19 protein-coding genes are annotated in these 17,832 nt (G+C 73.8%); 11 read left to right on the top strand and 8 right to left on the bottom strand.

All coding sequences use genetic code 11. The annotated features are described in order from the left end of the window. Nucleotides 1-2: 2 nt before the first annotated feature. Together KME80_RS37910 and KME80_RS37905 are read left to right on the top strand one after the other, a co-directional pair. Nucleotides 3-605 (top strand): TetR/AcrR family transcriptional regulator, encoded by a 603-nt coding sequence (locus KME80_RS37910; protein ID WP_219513037.1) that lies wholly within the window; start codon nt 3-5, stop codon nt 603-605. Next, the gene (locus tag KME80_RS37905; protein WP_219513034.1) at nt 598-1,878 is read left to right on the top strand and encodes a glycosyltransferase; all 1,281 of its coding nucleotides are present in this window, start codon (nt 598-600) and stop codon (nt 1,876-1,878) included. Before KME80_RS37910 ends, KME80_RS37905 begins: the two co-directional genes overlap by 8 nt. A 24-nt stretch (nt 1,879-1,902) precedes the next feature. Here KME80_RS37905 and KME80_RS37900 read toward each other — a convergent pair whose 3' ends face one another. Next, nucleotides 1,903-2,475: a TetR/AcrR family transcriptional regulator gene (locus KME80_RS37900; RefSeq protein ID WP_219513032.1), complete on the bottom strand. Its 573-nt coding sequence runs from the start codon at nt 2,473-2,475 to the stop codon at nt 1,903-1,905. A 57-nt stretch (nt 2,476-2,532) separates the two neighbouring features. Here KME80_RS37900 and KME80_RS37895 point away from each other — a divergent pair, with 57 nt between their 5' ends. After that, complete coding sequence (locus tag KME80_RS37895; protein WP_219513030.1) at nt 2,533-4,458, top strand: fumarylacetoacetate hydrolase family protein; 1,926 nt, start codon at nt 2,533-2,535, stop codon at nt 4,456-4,458. Beyond that, a complete protein-coding gene (locus KME80_RS37890; protein ID WP_219513023.1) occupies nt 4,455-5,030 on the top strand; it encodes a DUF2867 domain-containing protein in 576 nt (191 codons plus the stop codon). The genes KME80_RS37895 and KME80_RS37890 overlap by 4 nt, the downstream gene beginning before the upstream one ends. Before the next feature lie 21 nt (nt 5,031-5,051). Here the strand turns inward: KME80_RS37890 and KME80_RS37885 are convergent, their stop codons facing one another. Further along, nucleotides 5,052-6,209, bottom strand: a complete 1,158-nt coding sequence (locus KME80_RS37885; protein ID WP_219513013.1) for an alpha/beta hydrolase family protein — start codon at nt 6,207-6,209, stop codon at nt 5,052-5,054. Between the two features lie 65 nt (nt 6,210-6,274). Further along, nucleotides 6,275-7,225: an AraC family transcriptional regulator gene (locus tag KME80_RS37880; RefSeq protein ID WP_219512987.1), complete on the bottom strand. Its 951-nt coding sequence runs from the start codon at nt 7,223-7,225 to the stop codon at nt 6,275-6,277. A 187-nt stretch (nt 7,226-7,412) separates the two neighbouring features. Between KME80_RS37880 and KME80_RS37875 the strand changes: the two genes are divergently transcribed. Together KME80_RS37875 and KME80_RS37870 are read left to right on the top strand one after the other, a co-directional pair. Further along, nucleotides 7,413-7,685 carry a hypothetical protein gene (locus KME80_RS37875; protein WP_219512985.1) on the top strand — a complete coding sequence of 91 codons (273 nt, stop codon included), beginning with the start codon at nt 7,413-7,415 and terminating at the stop codon, nt 7,683-7,685. A gap of 120 nt (nt 7,686-7,805) precedes the next feature. Beyond that, nucleotides 7,806-8,228 (top strand): DUF6463 family protein, encoded by a 423-nt coding sequence (locus KME80_RS37870; protein WP_219512983.1) that lies wholly within the window; start codon nt 7,806-7,808, stop codon nt 8,226-8,228. Between the two features lie 48 nt (nt 8,229-8,276). Here KME80_RS37870 and KME80_RS37865 read toward each other — a convergent pair whose 3' ends face one another. Together KME80_RS37865 and KME80_RS37860 are read right to left on the bottom strand one after the other, a co-directional pair. Next, on the bottom strand, nt 8,277-9,053 hold the full coding sequence (locus KME80_RS37865) for an AraC family transcriptional regulator (RefSeq protein ID WP_246646420.1): 777 nt from the start codon (nt 9,051-9,053) through the stop codon (nt 8,277-8,279). 39 nt (nt 9,054-9,092) lie between these two features. After that, a complete protein-coding gene (locus KME80_RS37860; protein ID WP_281427377.1) occupies nt 9,093-10,460 on the bottom strand; it encodes an MFS transporter in 1,368 nt (455 codons plus the stop codon). A 259-nt stretch (nt 10,461-10,719) separates the two neighbouring features. Here KME80_RS37860 and KME80_RS37855 point away from each other — a divergent pair, with 259 nt between their 5' ends. After that, a complete protein-coding gene (locus KME80_RS37855) occupies nt 10,720-11,682 on the top strand; it encodes a thiamine pyrophosphate-dependent dehydrogenase E1 component subunit alpha (protein WP_219512980.1) in 963 nt (320 codons plus the stop codon). Further along, nucleotides 11,675-12,661, top strand: coding sequence for an alpha-ketoacid dehydrogenase subunit beta (locus KME80_RS37850; RefSeq protein ID WP_219512971.1), 987 nt, complete (start codon nt 11,675-11,677; stop codon nt 12,659-12,661). The genes KME80_RS37855 and KME80_RS37850 overlap by 8 nt, the downstream gene beginning before the upstream one ends. Before the next feature lie 26 nt (nt 12,662-12,687). Here KME80_RS37850 and KME80_RS37845 read toward each other — a convergent pair whose 3' ends face one another. Next, nucleotides 12,688-13,503, bottom strand: coding sequence for an IclR family transcriptional regulator (locus KME80_RS37845; protein WP_219512969.1), 816 nt, complete (start codon nt 13,501-13,503; stop codon nt 12,688-12,690). 169 nt (nt 13,504-13,672) lie between these two features. On the opposite strand from KME80_RS37845, the gene KME80_RS37840 reads away from it, so the two are divergent. Further along, nucleotides 13,673-14,788: an aminotransferase class V-fold PLP-dependent enzyme gene (locus KME80_RS37840; protein ID WP_219512952.1), complete on the top strand. Its 1,116-nt coding sequence runs from the start codon at nt 13,673-13,675 to the stop codon at nt 14,786-14,788. Then, nucleotides 14,785-15,237: a RidA family protein gene (locus KME80_RS37835; protein ID WP_219512941.1), complete on the top strand. Its 453-nt coding sequence runs from the start codon at nt 14,785-14,787 to the stop codon at nt 15,235-15,237. The genes KME80_RS37840 and KME80_RS37835 overlap by 4 nt, the downstream gene beginning before the upstream one ends. Here KME80_RS37835 and KME80_RS37830 read toward each other — a convergent pair. Both KME80_RS37830 and KME80_RS37825 read right to left on the bottom strand, forming a co-directional pair. After that, a complete protein-coding gene (locus KME80_RS37830; protein WP_219512940.1) occupies nt 15,219-16,331 on the bottom strand; it encodes a hypothetical protein in 1,113 nt (370 codons plus the stop codon). The two genes, KME80_RS37835 and KME80_RS37830, sit on opposite strands and share 19 nt — an antisense overlap. A gap of 30 nt (nt 16,332-16,361) precedes the next feature. After that, complete coding sequence (locus KME80_RS37825) at nt 16,362-16,826, bottom strand: MarR family winged helix-turn-helix transcriptional regulator (protein ID WP_246646418.1); 465 nt, start codon at nt 16,824-16,826, stop codon at nt 16,362-16,364. A gap of 30 nt (nt 16,827-16,856) precedes the next feature. Between KME80_RS37825 and KME80_RS37820 the strand changes: the two genes are divergently transcribed. Continuing rightward, nucleotides 16,857-17,832, top strand: a 976-nt coding sequence (locus tag KME80_RS37820; RefSeq protein WP_219512938.1) for a GNAT family N-acetyltransferase, incomplete at its 3' end; no start/stop codon positions are given.

The raw sequence follows: 17,832 nt of genomic DNA, 5'->3' as shown, positions 1-17,832 counted from the left end.
CCATGCAAACTGAGAGCAGGCGTCCGTACCGGATGGGAGCCCGCGCCGCCGCCGTGGAGGCCACCCGCGCGCGGGTGCTGGAGGCGGCGGCGGGACTGTGGATGCGCCACTGGTACGACGACGTCACGCTGCAGCACGTCGCCGACGCGGCGGGCGTGTCCGTGCAGACGATCGTCAACCGCTTCGGCGGCAAGGAGGAGCTGGCCGACGCCGTCGCCGACTGGCTCGCCGCCCGGATCTCCGACACCCGCCAGGCCCCGGCCGGCGACGTGGCGGCGATCGTGGCGGCGCTGTTCGACGACTACGAGCGCGACGGCGACGCCGTGACGCTGTGGATCGCGCAGGTCGACCGCGTCCCGGCCATCGGCAGGGCCGCCGCCCATGCCCGCGCCCAGCACCGGGCCTGGCTGGAGCGCGTCTTCGCCGACCGGCTCCCCGACGGCGGCCCCGCCCGCGAGCACGCGCTGAACCTGCACTACGCCGCCACCGACGTCTGCCTGTGGAAGCTGTGGCGGCGCGACCTCGGCCTGGCCCGCGCCGACGCCGAACGCGCCATGCGTGACCTGTTGACCTCGATCGACCCGCGAAAGAGTGACCATGAGTAGCAGTTTCCTGTTCGCCACCTGGTCCGGCGGCGGAGCCGTGCCGCCCACCCTCTCGGTCGCCCGCGCGCTGCGCGAGCGCGGCCACCGCGTCCGGGTGCTGGCGGACAGGTCGCTGCACGACGAGGTCGCCGCCACCGGCGCGGAGCCCGTCGCCTGGACGACGGCGCCCCAGGGCGACACCACCGACCCGGCGCAGGACCTGCTGAAGGACTTCGAGGCCCGCACGCCGATGGGCGCGTTCGCCCGGCTGCGCGACCGGCTCGTCTGCGGGCCCGCGGCCGACTTCGCCCGCGACACGCTGGCCGAGCTGCGCGCCCACCCGGCCGACGTGCTGGTCTCCGACTTCTCCCTGCTGGGTACGCTCACCGCCGGTGAGGCCGCCGGGATCCCGGTGGCCGCCCTCGGCACGACCCTCTACCCGTTCGCCACCCCCGGGGCGCCGCCGTTCGGGCCCGGCCTCAAGCCCGCCACCGGCCCGCTGGCCCGCCTGCGTGACCGGATCGTGGCGGAGATGACGCTCAGGCCGTGGGCCAAGGGCCTGCCGGCGCTCAACGCGGCCCGCACCGCCAACGGGCTGCGGCCGGTGGAGTCGGTCATCAGCGCGTTCTCCCGCGTCGACCGGTTCCTCGTGCTGTCGCCGCGCGCGCTCGACTACCCGGGACGGCGCTTCCCCGACCACGTCCGCCACGCCGGGCCCCGGCTGGACGACCCCGTCTGGGTGGGGGAGCTGGAGCTGCCCCCGGGCGACGCGCCGCTGGCGCTGGTCAGCCTCAGCTCGACGTTCATGAACCAGCGCGCGCTGCTCGACCGCATCGCCCAGGCCCTCGGCACGCTGCCCGTGCGCGGGCTGCTGACCACCGGCCCGGCCGTGGACCCGGCGACGGTCCGCGCGCCCGGCAACGTGCTGGTCACCGCCACCGCCCCGCACAGCGCCGTCCTGCCCCACGCCGCGCTGACGATCACCCACGCCGGGCACGGCACGGCCGTCAAGTCCCTGGCGGCGGGCGTGCCCCTGGTCTGCGTGCCGCTCGGCCGGGACCAGGGCGAGGTCGCCCGCCGCGTCGAGCACGCCGGGGCCGGGCTGGTCGTGGGCAAGGGCGCCTCGGCCAGGACGATCGCCCGCGCGGCCGGCCGGGTCCTGCACGACGGGTCCTTCCGGCGCGAGGCGCGCCGGCTGGCGGACGAGATCGCCGCCGAGACGGCCGCCGACCTCGCGGTGGCCGAGCTGGAGTCCCTGGCCGCCCGCGCCGTCGGCGGGCCGTCGCGGCGCTGATCCGCGACGCCTGCGGGACGCCGATCACGGCACCAGCGCGGCCACCATCGTGCGGAGCGTCGCGAGCGCCTGCCCGGCGTCGACCTGGTCGGGCGCCAGCAGCCATTGTTGAAAGATGCCGATGCCCGCGCCGACGATCACCACGGCCAGCGCGTCTGCCGACACCCCGGCGGGCAGCGGCGCCCGTCGCAGCCTGCGCAGGAGGTGCTCGCGCAGGGTGGCGTGGATCTCGGCGTAGCGGCTCTGGATGGGGGAGCCCGGCTCCAGCGCCTCGACCAGGAGCGTGACGAACAGCTTGGTGGTCGGCGCGGTGAACAGCGCCTCGAACTCGTCCTCCGCCTCCCAGAGCGGCCCGGGGTCCGGCTCGTCGGCGTCGAGGCCCGCGCGGATCGCCGCCACCGAGCGTTCGAGCACGGCCAGGAGCAGGCCCTCCTTGCTGCCGAAGTGCCAGGGGATGGAGCCCCTGCTGATCCCGGACCGCTCGGCCACGTCGACGAACGTGGTCTGCCGGTAGCCCTTCTCGGCGAACAGCTCCGCGGCCGCGGTGAGGATCAGCTCGCGGCTCTCGTGGCTGGTCTGCTCTCGTCGCGTTGTCACACACCCTCCTTGTGTGCTAGCAACCATATTCTATGTTGGCTAACACAGGAGAGCATCGTGCGCTTCGTCACCTATGCCACCGCCGACGGCGACCGAGCCGGGGTCCTCGACGGTGACCTCGTCCACCCCCTCCCGCCCGGCGTCACGCTCGCCGGGCTGCTCGCCGGCGGGCTGCGGGAGGCGGGGGAGCGGGCACTGGCCGAGCCGGGCGAGGTCGTCCCGCTGGCCGGCGTCACGCTGAAGGCGCCGATCCCCACGCCCCCGTCCATCCGCGACTGCCTGTGCTTCCTCGACCACATGCGCGGCTGCCTGCGCGCCATGGGCGCCTCCGGCGAGCTCGAACCGACCTGGTACGAGATCCCGGCCTTCTACTTCGGCAACCCCGCCACCGTCGTCGGGCCGCACGACGACGTGCCCGTCTCGCCCGGCAGCGCCTGGTTCGACTTCGAGCTGGAGATCGCCGCGGTGATCGGCGCCCCGGGCCGCGACCTGACCCCCGAGCAGGCCGGGAGCCACATCGCCGGCTACACGCTGATGTGCGACTGGAGCGCCCGCGACCTGCAAGGGCTGGAGAGCCAGCTCAAGATCGGGCAGGCCAAGGGCAAGGACGGGGCGACCACGCTCGGGCCGTGGCTGGTCACCCCCGACGAGCTGCCCACGGGCCCGGACGGCAGGCTCGCGCTCGGCGTCCGCGCCGAGGTCAACAGCGAGGTGGTCGGCGAAGGCCGCACCGACGCCATGGACTGGTCCTTCGCCGAGGTCGTCTCGTACGCCTCGCGCGGCGTGGAGCTCCGGCCCGGGGACGTCTTCGGCTCAGGCACCGTGCCCGGCTGCTGCCTGCTCGAACACCTCGACTTCGGCGACCTCGGCGCGTTCCGCGGCTGGCTCAAGGACGGCGACGTGGTCCGGCTGCGCGCCGACGGGCTGGGGGAGGTGCGGCAGACCGTGCGCGCCGCCACCGCCCCGCACCCGCTGCCGCGGCGGCCCGACCCGGCCGCCGTCCCGCGTCCCGCGCGGGTCAACCCGGCCCGCTCCGCCGTGCCGTACACCGAAGGTCTGCACCAGGTCGGCGACGGCGTGTGGGCATGGCTGCTGCCGGACGGCGGCTACGGCCGCAGCAACGCCGGGCTGGTCGCCGGAGACGGCGCGTCGCTGCTGGTCGACACCCTGTACGACCTGCGGCTCACCGCCGCGATGCTGGACGGCATGCGGCCCGTCACCGACCGGCACCCCATCAGCCACCACGTGCTCACCCACGCCAACGGCGACCACACGCACGGCGGGCAGCTGCTGGCCGGCTCGGTGCGCGTCATCGCCGCCGAGGGCACCGCGCACGAGATGCGCACCGAGCTGCCGCCGGAGCTGACGGCCGCCCTCCAGGTGATGGACCTCGGGCCGACGCTCTCGCGCTACCTGCGCGCGCGCTTCGGCGACTACGACTTCGGCGGCATCCGGCTGCGCGCCCCCGACCAGACCTTCGAGCGGCGGCTGAGCGTCGAGGTGGGCGGGCGGGAGGTGCGCCTGCTCGACCTCGGCCCCGCGCACACCGGGGCCGACACGGTCGTCCACGTCCCCGACGCGGGCGTGCTGTTCGCCGGGGATCTGCTGTTCGTCGGCTGCACGCCGATCGTGTGGAGTGGGCCGATCGCCAACTGGATCGCCGCCTGCGACACGATGATCGCCCTGGACGCGCCGACCGTCGTGCCCGGCCACGGCCCGGTGACCGACGCCGCCGGCGTCCGCGCCGTACGGGACTACCTGAGCCACGTCGTCGAGCAGGCGGACGCCGCCCACGCCAAGGGCCTGGACCTGCGGGAGGCGGCGTTCGGGATCGACCTGGCGCAGTACGCCGCCTGGCTGGACGCCGAGCGGGTCGTGGTCAACGTCTACCAGCGCTATCGCGAGATCCGCCCCGGCCAGCCGGTGCTCGACAGGTTCGCGCTGTTCGCCCTGATGGCCGAATGGGAGGCCGCCCGCTCATGAGACTTCCGGACACCGCCCACACCTCCGTCCCGTGGCGCATCCACGCCGTGGCACCCGACTTCCGGCTGGAGGACGTGTGGGCGCTGCCCACGCCCGGCGGCCCCGGCGACCTGGACCGGCTGGTCGCCCAGATGGCGGGCGGCGCGGGCCGGTTCTCCGGGCCGAGCCGGTGGCTGTTCGCGCTGCGCTGGAGGCTCGGCGCGCTGTTCGGCTGGGACGGGCCGGGCTCGGGCGTCGGCACGCGGGTGGAGTCACTGCGTCACCGGCTGCCCGCCGACCTGCGTGACGGCCCGCGCGGCCCGGACCCCCGCGCGGTGCCGCTCACCTCCGTCTATCTGACCGGCGCCGAATGGGCGGCGGAGCTGGCCAACCGCACCGTGCACACCGTCATGCACATCGGCTGGGTCCCGGACGGCACGGGCGGCCACCGGGGGCAGATGGCGGTGCTGGTCAAGCCGAACGGCCTGTTCGGCAGGGCGTACATGGCCGTCATCCGCCCCTTCCGCCGCCTGGTCGTGGACCCGGCGCTGGTCCGGATGATCGGCAGGGGCTGGCGGGCCGGGAGCCCGTGACGGGCGCCGGGGCCCGCCGGGTCAGGCCCGTACGCCGAGTGTCACGTCGAGCCAGTCCACGGCCTCCTGGGCGAGCCGGGTCGGGTTGTTGACCTGGCAGTGCGCGTCGGCGCCCGAGGCGGCGTCGAACTCCAGCAGGGTCTTGCGCTCCACCGGCAGCGCCTCGTGGAACCGCCGCGCCTGGTCGACGAGGACCGGCGACTCGCTCAGCCCGGCGATCGACAGGAACGCGCTGCGAATCTCGCCCGGGTCGGTGGTGAAGGTCGCCAGCAGACGGGCGAAGTCCACGGGCTCGGCCAGGCCCGAGCGCCACAGGTACATCCGGAAGCTGTCCTTCATCGCCCCGTCGGTCGCCATCGCCTCGACCACCTCGACGGGCAGCACCGCGCCGAAGTCGAGGATCGGGGTGCTGGCGACGCCGGCGGCGATCCTGCGCTCGGACATCAGCGCCCGGCTGATCATGTAGCCGCCGCCGGAGAACCCGATGATCGCCAGCTTCGCGGTGTCCTGCCCGTAGGTCCCCACCAGGTGGTCGACGATCGCGCCGACGGGCCGCTCGGTCTCGGCCATCAGGTGCAGCCCGCGCAGCGGCGTGCTGCCCTGCCCCGGCAGGTCGACGATGACCGTGGTGTAGCCGCGTTCCCAGGCGTTGCGCCCGGCCAGGTGGTACATGTCCTCCTTGCTCGTGTCCCCGCCGCCGATCACGATCAACGTGGGCGTGCCGGGGCCGGCGTCGATCCGCAGACCCGGCAGCGACGCGCCCTCGAACGGCACCTCGATGAAGGTCATCGGGAGAGCCAGCAGCTCCACGGCCCGCCTGAAGGCGGCCTCGTACTTGGAGATCAACGGGAGGAACCGCTCGCCGCGGCCGGCGAACTGCCACGCCTGCCGGTAGGCGTGGTAGGCCTTCATCATGACCTCGCCGGCGCTCCGCCTGCGGCCCTGTCCGGCCCACCGCTTGGCCAGGGCCCGCTGGGCGTCGCCGAAGCCCTCGAACTCCGCCACCCAGCCGGCCGTGTCTCCGTCCTCGATCCGGGAGGCGATGTGGAACAGCTCGCCGGAGTCCAGCCCGCCGGTCTTCGCCGCGCCCAGCGACCACTGGAAGATGAAGTCCATGTCGCGGTCGCCGAAGAAATAGCGGGTCGCGTTGCTGCGCTGCAGCGTGGTGTTCTGCGTCATGGGGGCGAAGCTACGGCCGCGCCGCGGCGGCCGGTAAGGACCGGAGGCGTGGCCCGGGGGACCTTTCACGCGCCCCCGCGATGCTGCTGGGGCGACCTTCCGTACGTGCGGCGGAAGGCCCGGCGGAAGGCCCGCTCGTCCGAATATCCCAGCCGCCGCGCGATCACCGCCGTCGGCAGGCTGCCGTCGCCCAGCATCTCCACCGCCAGGTCGCCGCGGACCGCTTCGAGCTCACGCCGCCAGCTCGTGCCCTCCCGCTTGAGCAGTTCCTGGAGCCTGCGCGGGCTGATCGCGAAGTGCCTGGCCGCGGCTTCCAGGTCGCCGAGATGCTGCGCCTGGTAGGCCCGCACCCTGTCCCGCCAGCTCTCCTCGGCGGGGAGGAGCTGCGCGGCCCGGCGCCGCAGCATCGCCGCCGTCACCGGATCGGCTCCGACCAGCGGGATCTCCAGTTCGGAGCGGCGGAAGGTCAGCGAGTTGGCCGGCCGGCCGAAGTCGACGGCGGGGGAGCCGTAGGCCTCGGCCAGGTCGCTGTGACGGTGCGGCGCGGGCATGGCCAGCCCGACGTGGACCGGGGTGATCGGCTTCCCGGCGGCCACGCGGACGAGCGCGAGCTGCCAGCCGAGCAGGAACGTGACCGCGTGCCTGTTCTGCGTCGGCAGGCTCCGGCTCAGCGTGACCAGCCCGTCGTGCTCGCTCCAGCCGTACGACCCGCCCGTGGAGAGCACTCCCACGTTCCGTACGGCGGCGCCGAACGCGCCCGCCAGCGTGTCCGAGCTCAGGAACAGGAAGTCCAGCAGGCCGAACGTGCCCGGCTGGTACGCCCGCCCGAGCGTCAGCCCGAAGTCCGGGTCGCCGTTCAGCCTCGCCGCCCGGGTCCAGAGCTCGTCCACGGCGTCGGCGGGGACGCGGGAGGGGAGCTCGTGATCGGACAGGCCGGTCTCCCGGGCCAGCCGCTCGGGGTCCTCGCTTGCGCCCAGCACGTATTTGACCGCTGATGCCGCAATTGTCCCATTCACAGCCGGAATTGTACGTCCCGGCAGGGCATACCATTCTGTATGGTACCTTTTCCGATCAAGGAACGAGGGGCCGCCCGTGAAATGCCCGGGCGGCCGAATTACTCCTTGAATTCAGTGGATTCCCGCACCTCAGAAAGGTCGCATCATGCGTTTTTCCCGTACCGTCCGTTCCGTCATGCTGGGATGCGTGGCGACGACGCTCGCCCTCGGCCTCGCCTCCTGCGGCGGCGGCGTGGACAAGGCGAGCTTCACGGAGAAGCTGAAGGCCGAGGCGGACATGAAGGGCATGCCCGAGCCCGCCCTGTCCTGCCTGGCGGACGTCGCCCTGAAATACGGTGACGCGAAGAGCCTGCAAAGCTACATGGACGGCTCCCTCAAATCGGCCGACGACATCAAGGGCCTGACGGGGAACAAGGAGGCCGAGCAGGCGCTCTCCAAGTGCGCCCAGCAAGTGGGCTGACCGGGCTCCGCGCGCGCTCGCTCACCAGCGCAAAGGACCATACGATCCGGTATGGTATGGTCCGCCTGGTAAGCGAGCGCGACCCTGCGCGCCTGGCCCGGACGAGTGGGAGCACACCACATGAACGCACTGACCCGATGGGTTCCCCGCCTGATCATCGCGCTGGCGATCGTGCACTTCGCCTACGCCCTCGCGACGCCGAACTCCTGGGCCGACATGGCCGGCGACGGCTTCTGGGCCTCCGCCGCCGACACCGCCGCCGCCGACTACTACAAGCGCGAATACACGCTCTACTTCTTCGCCGCCGGCATCCTGCTCCTGGCGCTGGGCACCCTGGCCCGGACGCTGGCCCACGCCACCGGACGTTTCCCGGCCCAGGTCGGCTGGTACCTGATCATCAGCGGCGCCCTGCTGTGCGTCATCGAGTTCCCGGTCACGGGCGGCTGGCTGATGGTCGCCATCGGCGTGCTCGGCCTCGTCGCCGCGCGCCGTACCGGCACGGCCCGGCCACTCACCGAGGCGACGGCCGGGCTGGACCGGTGACACCTCCCCAGGCTCAGCGGGTCTTCCGGTGACCGCTGCGGTTCCGGTTCAAAGGTCCGGAACGGCCTCTCCGTTGAGGTAGCGCCCGGGCGAGGTGCCGACGGTCCGGCGGAACGCCGCGAGGAAGGCGCTCGGGGTCGCGTACCCCACCGTGTGCGCCACCTGCGACACCGGCCGGCCCTCGGCGAGGAGAGGCAGGGCGGCCCGCAGGCGCATGTGCGTGCGCCAGCGGTCGAAGCTCATCCCCGTGTCACGGACGAACAGCCGCGTCAGGGTGCGCCGGCTCACTCCGACGGAGCGGGCATGGGCGTCCAGGCTCCGGGAGTCGGAGGGGTCGGCGAGCAGGGTGCCGGCCACGGCGCGTACGCGTTCGTCCACGGGGAGCGGAACGTCGATGGGCAGGGCAGGCAAGGGGCGCAGCAGGTCCAGCACCACCGCCTCGGCCCGCAGCCGCGCGTCATCGGCGAGGTCTTCACGGGCGAGATGGGCGATCAGGTGGGCCAGCAGCCCGTCGACGCCGACCGCGGTGGGCTCCGCCCAGTCCAGGGCGCACCGCGCCGGATCGAGATAGAGGCTGCACAGCAGCGCGTCGCGGGTCGCGCCGGTCCGGTGGACGACCCCCGCCGGCAACCACAGGGCCCGGGTGGGCGGCAGGACCCAGTACGCGTCGTCCACGGCGACGCTGAGGACGCCGCTCCGCGTCCAGGCCAGCTGGTGGTGCGTGTGGCTGTGCGGGGAGATCCACTCTCCCGACGACAGCGGGAAGTGCCCGACGACGATCACGCCCACCGCGGCCGGGACCGCGGACTCGCCGGCCTCGATCATGCTGTGCAGACTATGTCCCCACGGCGACATGGTGTGACCTCATCGCGGATCGTGGCCAGCGCTTCGGGCGAGGTCCTCACCGGGAGCGGCGGCCGGAATGCTCCCGCTGACGGCACGCGACGGCAGCAGCACGGCGATGAGCACCGCGCCGAGCGCCACGCAGACCGCGCCCGCGGTGAGCCCGTCCGCATAGCCCATGACGGCCAGCGCGGCCACCCCGACGGCGCCGCCGATCTGCTGGACGGAGGTGAACAGGGCCGATCCCAGACCGGCGTCCTCCTCGGTGGTGCCGTCGACCGCGGCCACGGCCAGCACGGGCAGGCTCAGCCCGTTGCCCAGGCTCAGGACGAGCATGCCGGGCAGGACGTGGGCGGCGTAGGTGTCGCCCGCCGCCACGCCGGACAGCAGCAGCAGCCCGGCGATGTTGACCAGGAACGCCAGCAGGAGCGCCCAGCGCGTCCCGATCCTGAGCGAGATGCGGGAGGACAGCCACATGCCCGCCAGGATGCCGGCGCCGTAGGGCAGGTAGGAGATTCCGGCCAGGAGCGGGCTGTAGCCCAGCACGGTCTGGATCTGGATCATGAGCAGGAACGACATGGCGTACATCGCCATCGAGAACAGCAGGGTCGCGCCGTTGGCGACCGCCCGCGTCCGCGAGGCCAGGAACGACCGGGGCACCAGCGGCGCCGCCGCCCGTGACTCGGCCACCAGGAGCGCCACCGCCAAGGCGGCAGAGAGCACGACGGCGCCGACGGCGACCGGGTCGCTCCAGCCGGTCTCTCCGGCCCGCAGCAGCCCGTACACCAGCGACACCGCAGCGCCGGTGACCAGGACCGCGCCGGGAACGTCGAGGCCGCGCCGGCCCGGAGCGCGGGACTCGGGGATCAGGCGGGGGAGCAGCACCAGGGCCACGGCGACGACGGGCAGGTTGATCAGGAAGATCCCCCGCCAGGACAGCAGGTCGGTCAGCGCCCCGGACAGCACCAGGCCCGAGGTCCCGCCCAGGGCGGCGATGCCGCCCCAGACGCCGAGCGCCCTGGTGCGCTCCTCCGGTCCCGGATACAGCAACGTGATCATCGACATCGCCGCCGGGCCGGCCATCGCAGCACCCGCGCCCTGCACGAACCGCCCGACGACGAGCTGCCACGGCTCCTGCGCGAGCCCGCAGGCCAGGCTGGCCACACCGAACAGCGCCACCCCGATGAGGAAGACGCGGCGGCGGCCCAGCAGATCCGCCATCCGGCCGCACAACAGCAGCAGCCCGCCGAAGGCCAGGAAGTAGGCGTTGACGACCCAGGGCAACCCGGACGCGCTGAATCCCAGCTCATCGCGGATGCTGGGCAGAGCGACGTTCACGACGGTGTCATCGAGCACGAGCATGAACTGGACAAGACACAACACGATCATCGGCACCCGACGACGCTATGATCCGCCGCCGATGGCCACAATCCGCGACGGGGCCAGACCATGTCGCATGGAGGACACGGGTAGACGGCGCGCCCGCCGACCCCATCGGTCCCTGCCCGTCGGCCGCCGGGGCGCGGCCACCCTGACGGAGGGGGCGATTCATTTGCAGATAGTCGAAAGCGGGCCGTCGCGCGGTGGAGGCGGCAGGGGGACGGACGCACAGTGAGTGCCGTCACGACTCCCAGGAAAGGCGGACCCGTTGCCTCATCCCCCTACCCAAACCGCACTGGCGGATCTGGCCGGACTGTGGCGGATCCGGGTCTTCGAGGAGACCGTCACCCGCCTGCGGGTCGAGGAGCGGATCGCCGGGTCGGTCCACCTGTGCATCGGCCAGGAGGCCGTCCCGGTGGGCGCCTGCGCCGCGCTCGACCTGACGCGTGACGCCGTGTTCGCCACCTACCGAGGCCACGGCTGGGCGCTGGCCTGCGGCGCCGACCCGGCGGCGCTGTTCGCCGAGTTGCTGGGCCGGGAGACGGGCACCAACGGCGGGCGGGCCGGCTCGGCGTACCTGTCGGATCCCGGCCACGGCTTCTACGGCGAGAACTCCATCGTGGGTGCGCACGCCCCCATCGCCGTCGGCGCCGCGCTGGCCGCCCGGTACGACGGCTCCGGCCGGGTCGCGCTCGCGGTGTTCGGCGACGGGGCGATGAACCAGGGCGCCGTCCACGAGGCCATGAACATGGCGAGCGCCTTCGACCTGCCGGTCGTCTTCCTGGTGGAGAACAACCGGTACTCCGAGCTGACGCCGATCGCCGCGATGGTCAGGGACGACGACCTGGTCTCGCGCGCCGCCGCGTACGGCATGCCGGGCTCGTGGGTGAACGGCAACGACGTCGGCGCCGTCCGGCGCGTGGTCGCCGAGGCGGTGGACGCCTGCCGGTCCGGCCGGGGGCCCGTCCTCGTCGAGGCGCACACCCAGCGGCTGGTCGGCCACTACATCGGCGACGCGCAGACGTACCGGCCGCGTGACGAGGTGGAGGCCGCCCGCGCCACGGAGCCGATCGTCGTGCTGACCTCGGCCCTGCGCGCGGCGGGGGCCGGCGACGCGGAGCTCTCCGCGGTCGAGGCCCGGGCGCGCGCCGAGATCGCGGCCGCGGCGGTCACCGCGCTCGCCGCTCCGCCGGCCGACCCCGCCACCGTGAAGGAGCACGTGCATGGCTGAGATCACCTACGCCCAGGCCGTCAACGCCGCGCTGCGCCGTGCCCTCTCGGAGGACCCGGGCACCCTGCTGTTCGGCGAGGACGTCGCGCTCCCCGGCGGGGTCCACGGCGTGACCCGCCGCCTGCGCCGGGAGTTCGGCGAGCGCGTCTTCGACACGCCCATCTCCGAGTCGGCCATCCTCGGCGGGGCCGTGGGCGCGGCCATGATGGGGCTGCGGCCGATCGTGGAGATCATGTGGGCGGACTTCGCGTTCGTCGCGTTCGACCAGTTGATCAACCAGGCGGCCAACGTCCGGTACGTCTCCCGGGGCAGGCTGACCGCGCCGATGACCGTACGCACCCAGCAGGGCGCGACACCCGGTTCCTGCGCCCAGCACTCCCAGAGCGTGGAGGCGCTGTTCGCGCACGTCCCCGGCCTGCGGGTGTGCCTGCCCGCCACCCCGCAGGACGCCTACGACCTGCTGCTGGCCGCGATCGGCTGCGACGATCCGGTCGTCGTCATCGAGAGCCGGGAGCTCTACCACTCGCTCAAGGGCCCGGTCGACCAGGACGGGCCCCGGGCGCCGATCGGCGGCGCGCGCGTCCACCGCGCGGGGTCCGACCTCTCCGTGGTGACCTGGGGGCCGATGCTGCACACGGTGCTGGAGGCCGCCCGGGTCCTGGAGTCGTCCGGCGTCAGCGTCGAGGTGATCGACGCCCGCTGGATCGACCCGTTCGACACGGACACCGTCGTGGACAGCGTCTCGCGTACGGGCCGCCTGGCGGTGGTCCACGCGGCCAACCTGACCGGCGGCTTCGGCGCGGAGGTCGTCGCGCGGGTGGTCGAGCGCGGGGTGTCGCTGTCGGCGCCGCCGCTGCGGATCGCCACCGAGGACCTGCGGATCCCCGCCGCGCCCGCGCTCCAGCGGGCCGCTATCCCCGGCCGTGACACGGTGGCCGGGCGGCTGCTCTCGATGGTCGCGCCCGCGACGACCGCGTGACGGCCACGTGACGGGCGGGCTCCTGGTCAGTCGCGGCCGGGGACGGCCAGGTGATGACCGCGCAGGAGGTTCGTCGCGATGGCGGCGGCCTCCTGCACGGCGGCGATCAGGTCGCGCTGGGCGGTCCTGAACCGCGTGGCGGGCACCGACACCGTGTACGAGCCCGCCGGAGCGCCGTCCTGGTCGAAGTACGCGGCGGAGGCGCAGCAGATGCCGTCGCTGAACTCCTCCAGGTCGAGCGCGAAGCCCTGCCTGCGGATGTTGCCGAGCTCCACGGTCAGGCTGTCGACGTCGCCGAGGGTGCGCGCGGTCAGCCGCCGCAGCTCGACCCCGCGGAACATGATCTCGATCTGTTCGTGCGGCAGGTGCGCCAGCACCGCCTTGCAGGAGGCGCGGGCGTGCGTGTCGCCGGTGTAGCCGACGTCCAGGCCGCGTACGCCGAGCGCCTGCTCACCGGCGATGAACTGCAGCAGGGTGATGACGCCGTGGTGCCAGCCGCTGACGTACGAGGTCTCCCGCGTCCGGGCGTGCAGCCTGGCCAGGATCGCGAACAGCTCGGGAAGGGGCTCGAACCTGGCACGCAACTGCCTGCCGAGGGAGGCGCCGCCCGGGCCGACGTCGATGCGCCCGCCGGGCAGCCGCACGACGTAGCCGCCCGCCTTGAGCGTGCGCAGGATGTGGTAGCAGCGGCCGAGGCTGAGGCCGAGCTGCCGGCTGAGGCTCTTGGCCGTGGCCTGACCGTCCGCGAGGGCGACGGCCCGCAGCACGTCGATGCCACGCAGCAGGGTCTGCAGGCTGCCGTCGCTCTCGGCGGCGGATGGCGGCGCGGCGGTGTCGGTCATGCTGGGCTCCCGGGCTGGTCGCCCGCACGCTATGCCGTGAGCGGGCAGGTCACGGGTCCGTCGAAGCGAGTTTTCGACTATAGCGAAAAGGCCGGGCCGGCCCCGGGCCGGTGCGCGGGGCCGCGGGCCATACTGCCAACCGCAGAACCGACGGACCCGGAAGGATCACATGCTCAGCTCCGAGCAGTTCCGGTCGCGCTTCCCCGCGTTGCAGCGCCACGTCTGGCTGGACACGCCGGCGAGCCCGCCCGCCGCGCTCGAGGTCGCGCACGCGCTGCAGGCGGCCCTGGACTCATGGCTGTACGGCGACTTCGACTGGCAGGAGTGGGACCGCGCCTCCGGCGCCGCCAGGAGCTCGGTCGCCCGCCTGCTGGGTGTCGCCGAGGAGCGGGTCGCCGTCGTGGGCTCGGTCGCCGAGGCCGCCGCGACGGTCGCCAAGTCCCTGCCGCCCGGCCGGATCGTGGTGCCCGCCCAGGAGTTCCGGAGCAACCTGTTCCCGTGGCGGCAACTGGAGTCCGCCGGGCACGAGGTGACGCTGGTGCCGCCCCGGGACGGCCGCACCCGTACCGAGGACCTGGTGGCGGCGCTCGATCCGCGCACCACGCTGCTCGCCGTCAGCGACGTGCTGTCGATCGACGGCCACCGCGCCGACCTGCCCGCGCTGCGCCGGGCCGCGGACGGCGTGGGCGCGCGGCTGTTCGTCGACGCGACCCAGTCGCTCGGTGCGCTCCGCCTCGACCTCGACCGCGTACGCCCCGACTACCTCGCCGTGCACGGCTACAAGTGGATGCTGTGCCCGCGCGGGGCCGCCTGGCTGGTCACGGCGCCCGAGCACGTCGGCGGGCTGGTTCCGCTGCTGCCGAGCTGGAAGTCCACCGAGCCCCCGCACGGGTACTTCGGCGGGCCGTACGTCACCGCCGGCAGCGCGGCGCGCTGCGACACCTCGCCCGCCTGGCTGTCCTGGGTCGGCGCGCTGCCCGCGCTGGACCTCCTGCTCGCTCTCGACGCCGAGCGGGTCGAGCGCCACTGCCTGCGGCTGGCCGCCGAGTTCCGGGAGCGCGTGGCCGAGACGGAGGCCGGCGCCCCCCTTCCCGGCAGCGGGAGCCACATCGCGGTGGTGCGCGTCAGCGACCCGGACGCGGTCCGGGCCCGGCTGGCCCGGGAGGGCGTGCGCGCCACCCTGCTCGGCGACCGGCTGCGGGTGGGCTTCCACTACTTCAACGACGGCGGCGACGTCGAACGGGCCGTCGACGCGCTGCGAGACCGGAAGAGGCGAGCGTCATGATCAACCGCTGGAACCCCGCCGGGGTCCCGGCGCCCGTCGGCCGCTACAGCCACGTGGCCGCGGTGCCGGGAGGCACCACGCTGGTGTTCGTCTCGGGGCAGGTGGGGAACCTGGCGGACGGCTCGCTCGCGGGCCCGGACGCCCTGTCGCAGACCCGCCAGGCGTTCGCCAACCTGCGGTCCGTGCTGGACGCGTGCGGGGCGGGACCGGACGACGTGGTCAAGCTGCTGACCTTCGTGGCCGGCGCCGGGCATCTGCCCGGCTTCCGTGCGGCCCGGGACGAGGTGTTCGACGCGTGGTATCCCGGCGGCGACGTCCCGGCGCACTCCCTGGCCGTCGTCGCCGCGCTGGCCGACCCGGCGCTCACGGTGGAGATCGAGGCCGTCGTCGCGGTGGACGGCGACCTCCGGGCGCCGGGGCCCGGCCCGGGTCACCTGGCCAGTTCGTAGAGCTGCGACACCCGGCCGCCCTGCCTGGCGTACACCCACACGCGGGCGGTGCCGGGCACCGGCGCGAGGTCCATGATCTCGGTCGGCCCCTCGGGGAGCGGGTGCTCGGTCCACCGCCCGTCCTTGACGTGCAGCAGGTACGGTCTGCGCCCCTGGTCGGGGTTGGCCGCGATCCACACCCCGCCCTCGGTGTCCGCCCGCGCGACGGTCAGCGCGGTCCCGGGCATCGGGCGTTCCACCCGTCTCCACGTCCCGCCCGCCCAGCGCAGGACCACGCCCTCCTTGGCCGTGTAACGCAGGCAGGCGCCGGGCTTCTCCACCAGGACCGAGCCCACGGCCCAGGCGTCGTCACGGCGAGGCACGGCCAGCGCCTGGATCGAGAACCTCGGCCACCCCGTGTTGACGCAGCCCGCGCTGGTGGGGCTGGGGGACGGGACCGGGACCTGGGGCAGGGGGTGGACGCTCCACCGGGAGCCCTCCCACCGAATGGCCTGGGTCTCGCCGCCGGCCTGCTGGATCGCCCAGACCTGATCGGGCCCGGAGGCGGCGACCCGTTCCAGCCATGCCGAACCCGCCTCGCCCGCGGGACTGACCACCGGCTTCCACCTGCGGCCGTCCCGCCGGTGCAGGTACCAGCCTCCGTACTCGCCGGTCTCGGCCAGCCACGCCTCGCCCTTGGCCGGGACCGCCAGGTCCCTGACGTCGAGGTCGTCGTAGGGAGAGGACCGGGGGCGTCTCACCCACTGGCCCCGCGCCCACTGCCACACGCTGCCGGACACCAGCCAGAGGTCGTCACCCGCCGGTGACGTCCGGAAGCCGAAGCCGTAGCCCGCCGGGGTGAAGGAGCCGGGCGGCTCGGTGCGCCGCCAGGCGCGCCCGTCCCACCGCATCATCAATGCCCGGTCGCCCGCGACGAAGGCCCACGCCTGCCCCGAGCTCGTGGCGGCGACGGAGTGCCACCGGTGCTCGCCGGACCCGTTCCAGGTGTGCGTCAGCCGCCACGACCCGCCCGGGTCCGCCGGCGTCCTGGCGGGTGATCCGGCGCTGGGGGCGCACGCCGTGAGCAGCAGAAGCAGGACCCAGACCAGCCGCATAGCGGCCCATCCTAGGACGCTTCACACCGGTCAGGTGGGTTCTTCCAGTTTGCCGGCGATCTCCTCCAGGGCGGCCAGGTCGGCGGGGGAGAGCCGGTCGATGACGTGGCGGCGGACCGATTCGAGGTGGGCGGGGGCGGCGTCCTCCAGCGTTTCGAGGCCGTGGTCGGTGAGGACGAGGTAGCAGCCCCGGCCGTCGTCCGGGTCGGGCTCGCGCCGCAGCAGGCCGCGGGCCTCCATGCGGGTGGCGTGCCGGGACAGGCGGCTGCGCGACCAGCCCATCTTGGCGGCCTGCTCGTGCAGTGTGCTGGTGCGGCCGGGGCGTTCGGACAGCGTGCTCAGCACCTCGTAATCAGGGTCGGACAGGCCGACTTCGGCCAGGTCGCGCGCGGTGCGCGTCTGGACCGCGATCATCATGCGCCGCAGGGCACGCCACGCCCGTTCCTCGTCGGCTTCGAGCCAGCGCACCGTGGCGTGAGACTGCTTCTTTGACATGTAAACAAGTTACCAGGTACGGTCGTTTCCATGTCAACGAAAACTACGCGTGTCCTCGTCCTGGTGTGCAGCACCCGTCCCGGCGCCCTCGGCCCGGCCGTGGGGGAGTGGCTGATCGACGCGATCGCACCCCGGGCGGCCGAGCTCGGCGTGGAGCTCGTGCCCGTGGCGCTCGGCGACCTGGCCCTGCCGTTCCTCGACGAGGAGGAGCACCCGTCGTCCGGCGTCTACCGGCAGGAGCACACCAAGCGGTGGAGCGCGATGGTGGACGCCGCGGACGGCTTCATCGCCGTCACGCCCGAGTACAACTACGGCATGCCGGCCACGTTCAAGAACGCCCTGGACTACCTCGGCCGCGAGTGGGCGTGGAAGCCGATGGGGTTCGTCAGCTACGGCAACACCTCGGCGGGCACCCGAGCGGTCCAGCACGCCAAGCAGGTGGTGACGACACTGCGCATGGTGCCGCTGGGCGCCACGGTCGCGCTGCGCATCGCCGACACGGTGGAGAACGGGCGGCTACGCCCGGACGCCGCCCGCGACTCGGCCGCCGCCGGGATCCTGGACGAGCTCGTCGGCCTCGCCCACGCCCTGCGTCCGATGCGCGAGCGGATCCGCGCGACGCCGGGGCCGCTGCCGGGCTCGTACGTCCGGGAGCTGACTCCTGACGACGCGGCGGAGGTCCTGGTGCTCCAGCGCTGCTGCTGGGTGGACGAGGCGCAGGCCAACGACACGCTGGACATCCCCGCCCTGGGGGAGTCGCTGGAGCAGGTGCGCGCGTGGCTGGGCGCCTGGCAGGGCACGGGCCTGTGGCGGGACGGGCGGCTGCTGGGCATGGTGCGCACCCGGCGCGCGGGCGACGACTGGCACGTGGGCCGGCTCGGCGTCGCCCCCGACCTGCGCGGACAGGGTGTCGGGCGCTGGCTGCTGCGCCGGGCCGAGGCCGCCGCCGACGCGGACTGCCGCCGCGTCGTGCTGTCCACCGGCGCCGGGAGCCGCCACAACCTCG

The organism is Nonomuraea ceibae (assembly GCF_019396325.1).
Taxonomy (GTDB): Bacteria; Actinomycetota; Actinomycetes; order Streptosporangiales; family Streptosporangiaceae; genus Nonomuraea; species Nonomuraea ceibae.
Note: the sequence above shows the minus strand (reverse complement) of the source record. Positions and strands in the feature narration are given on the sequence as shown.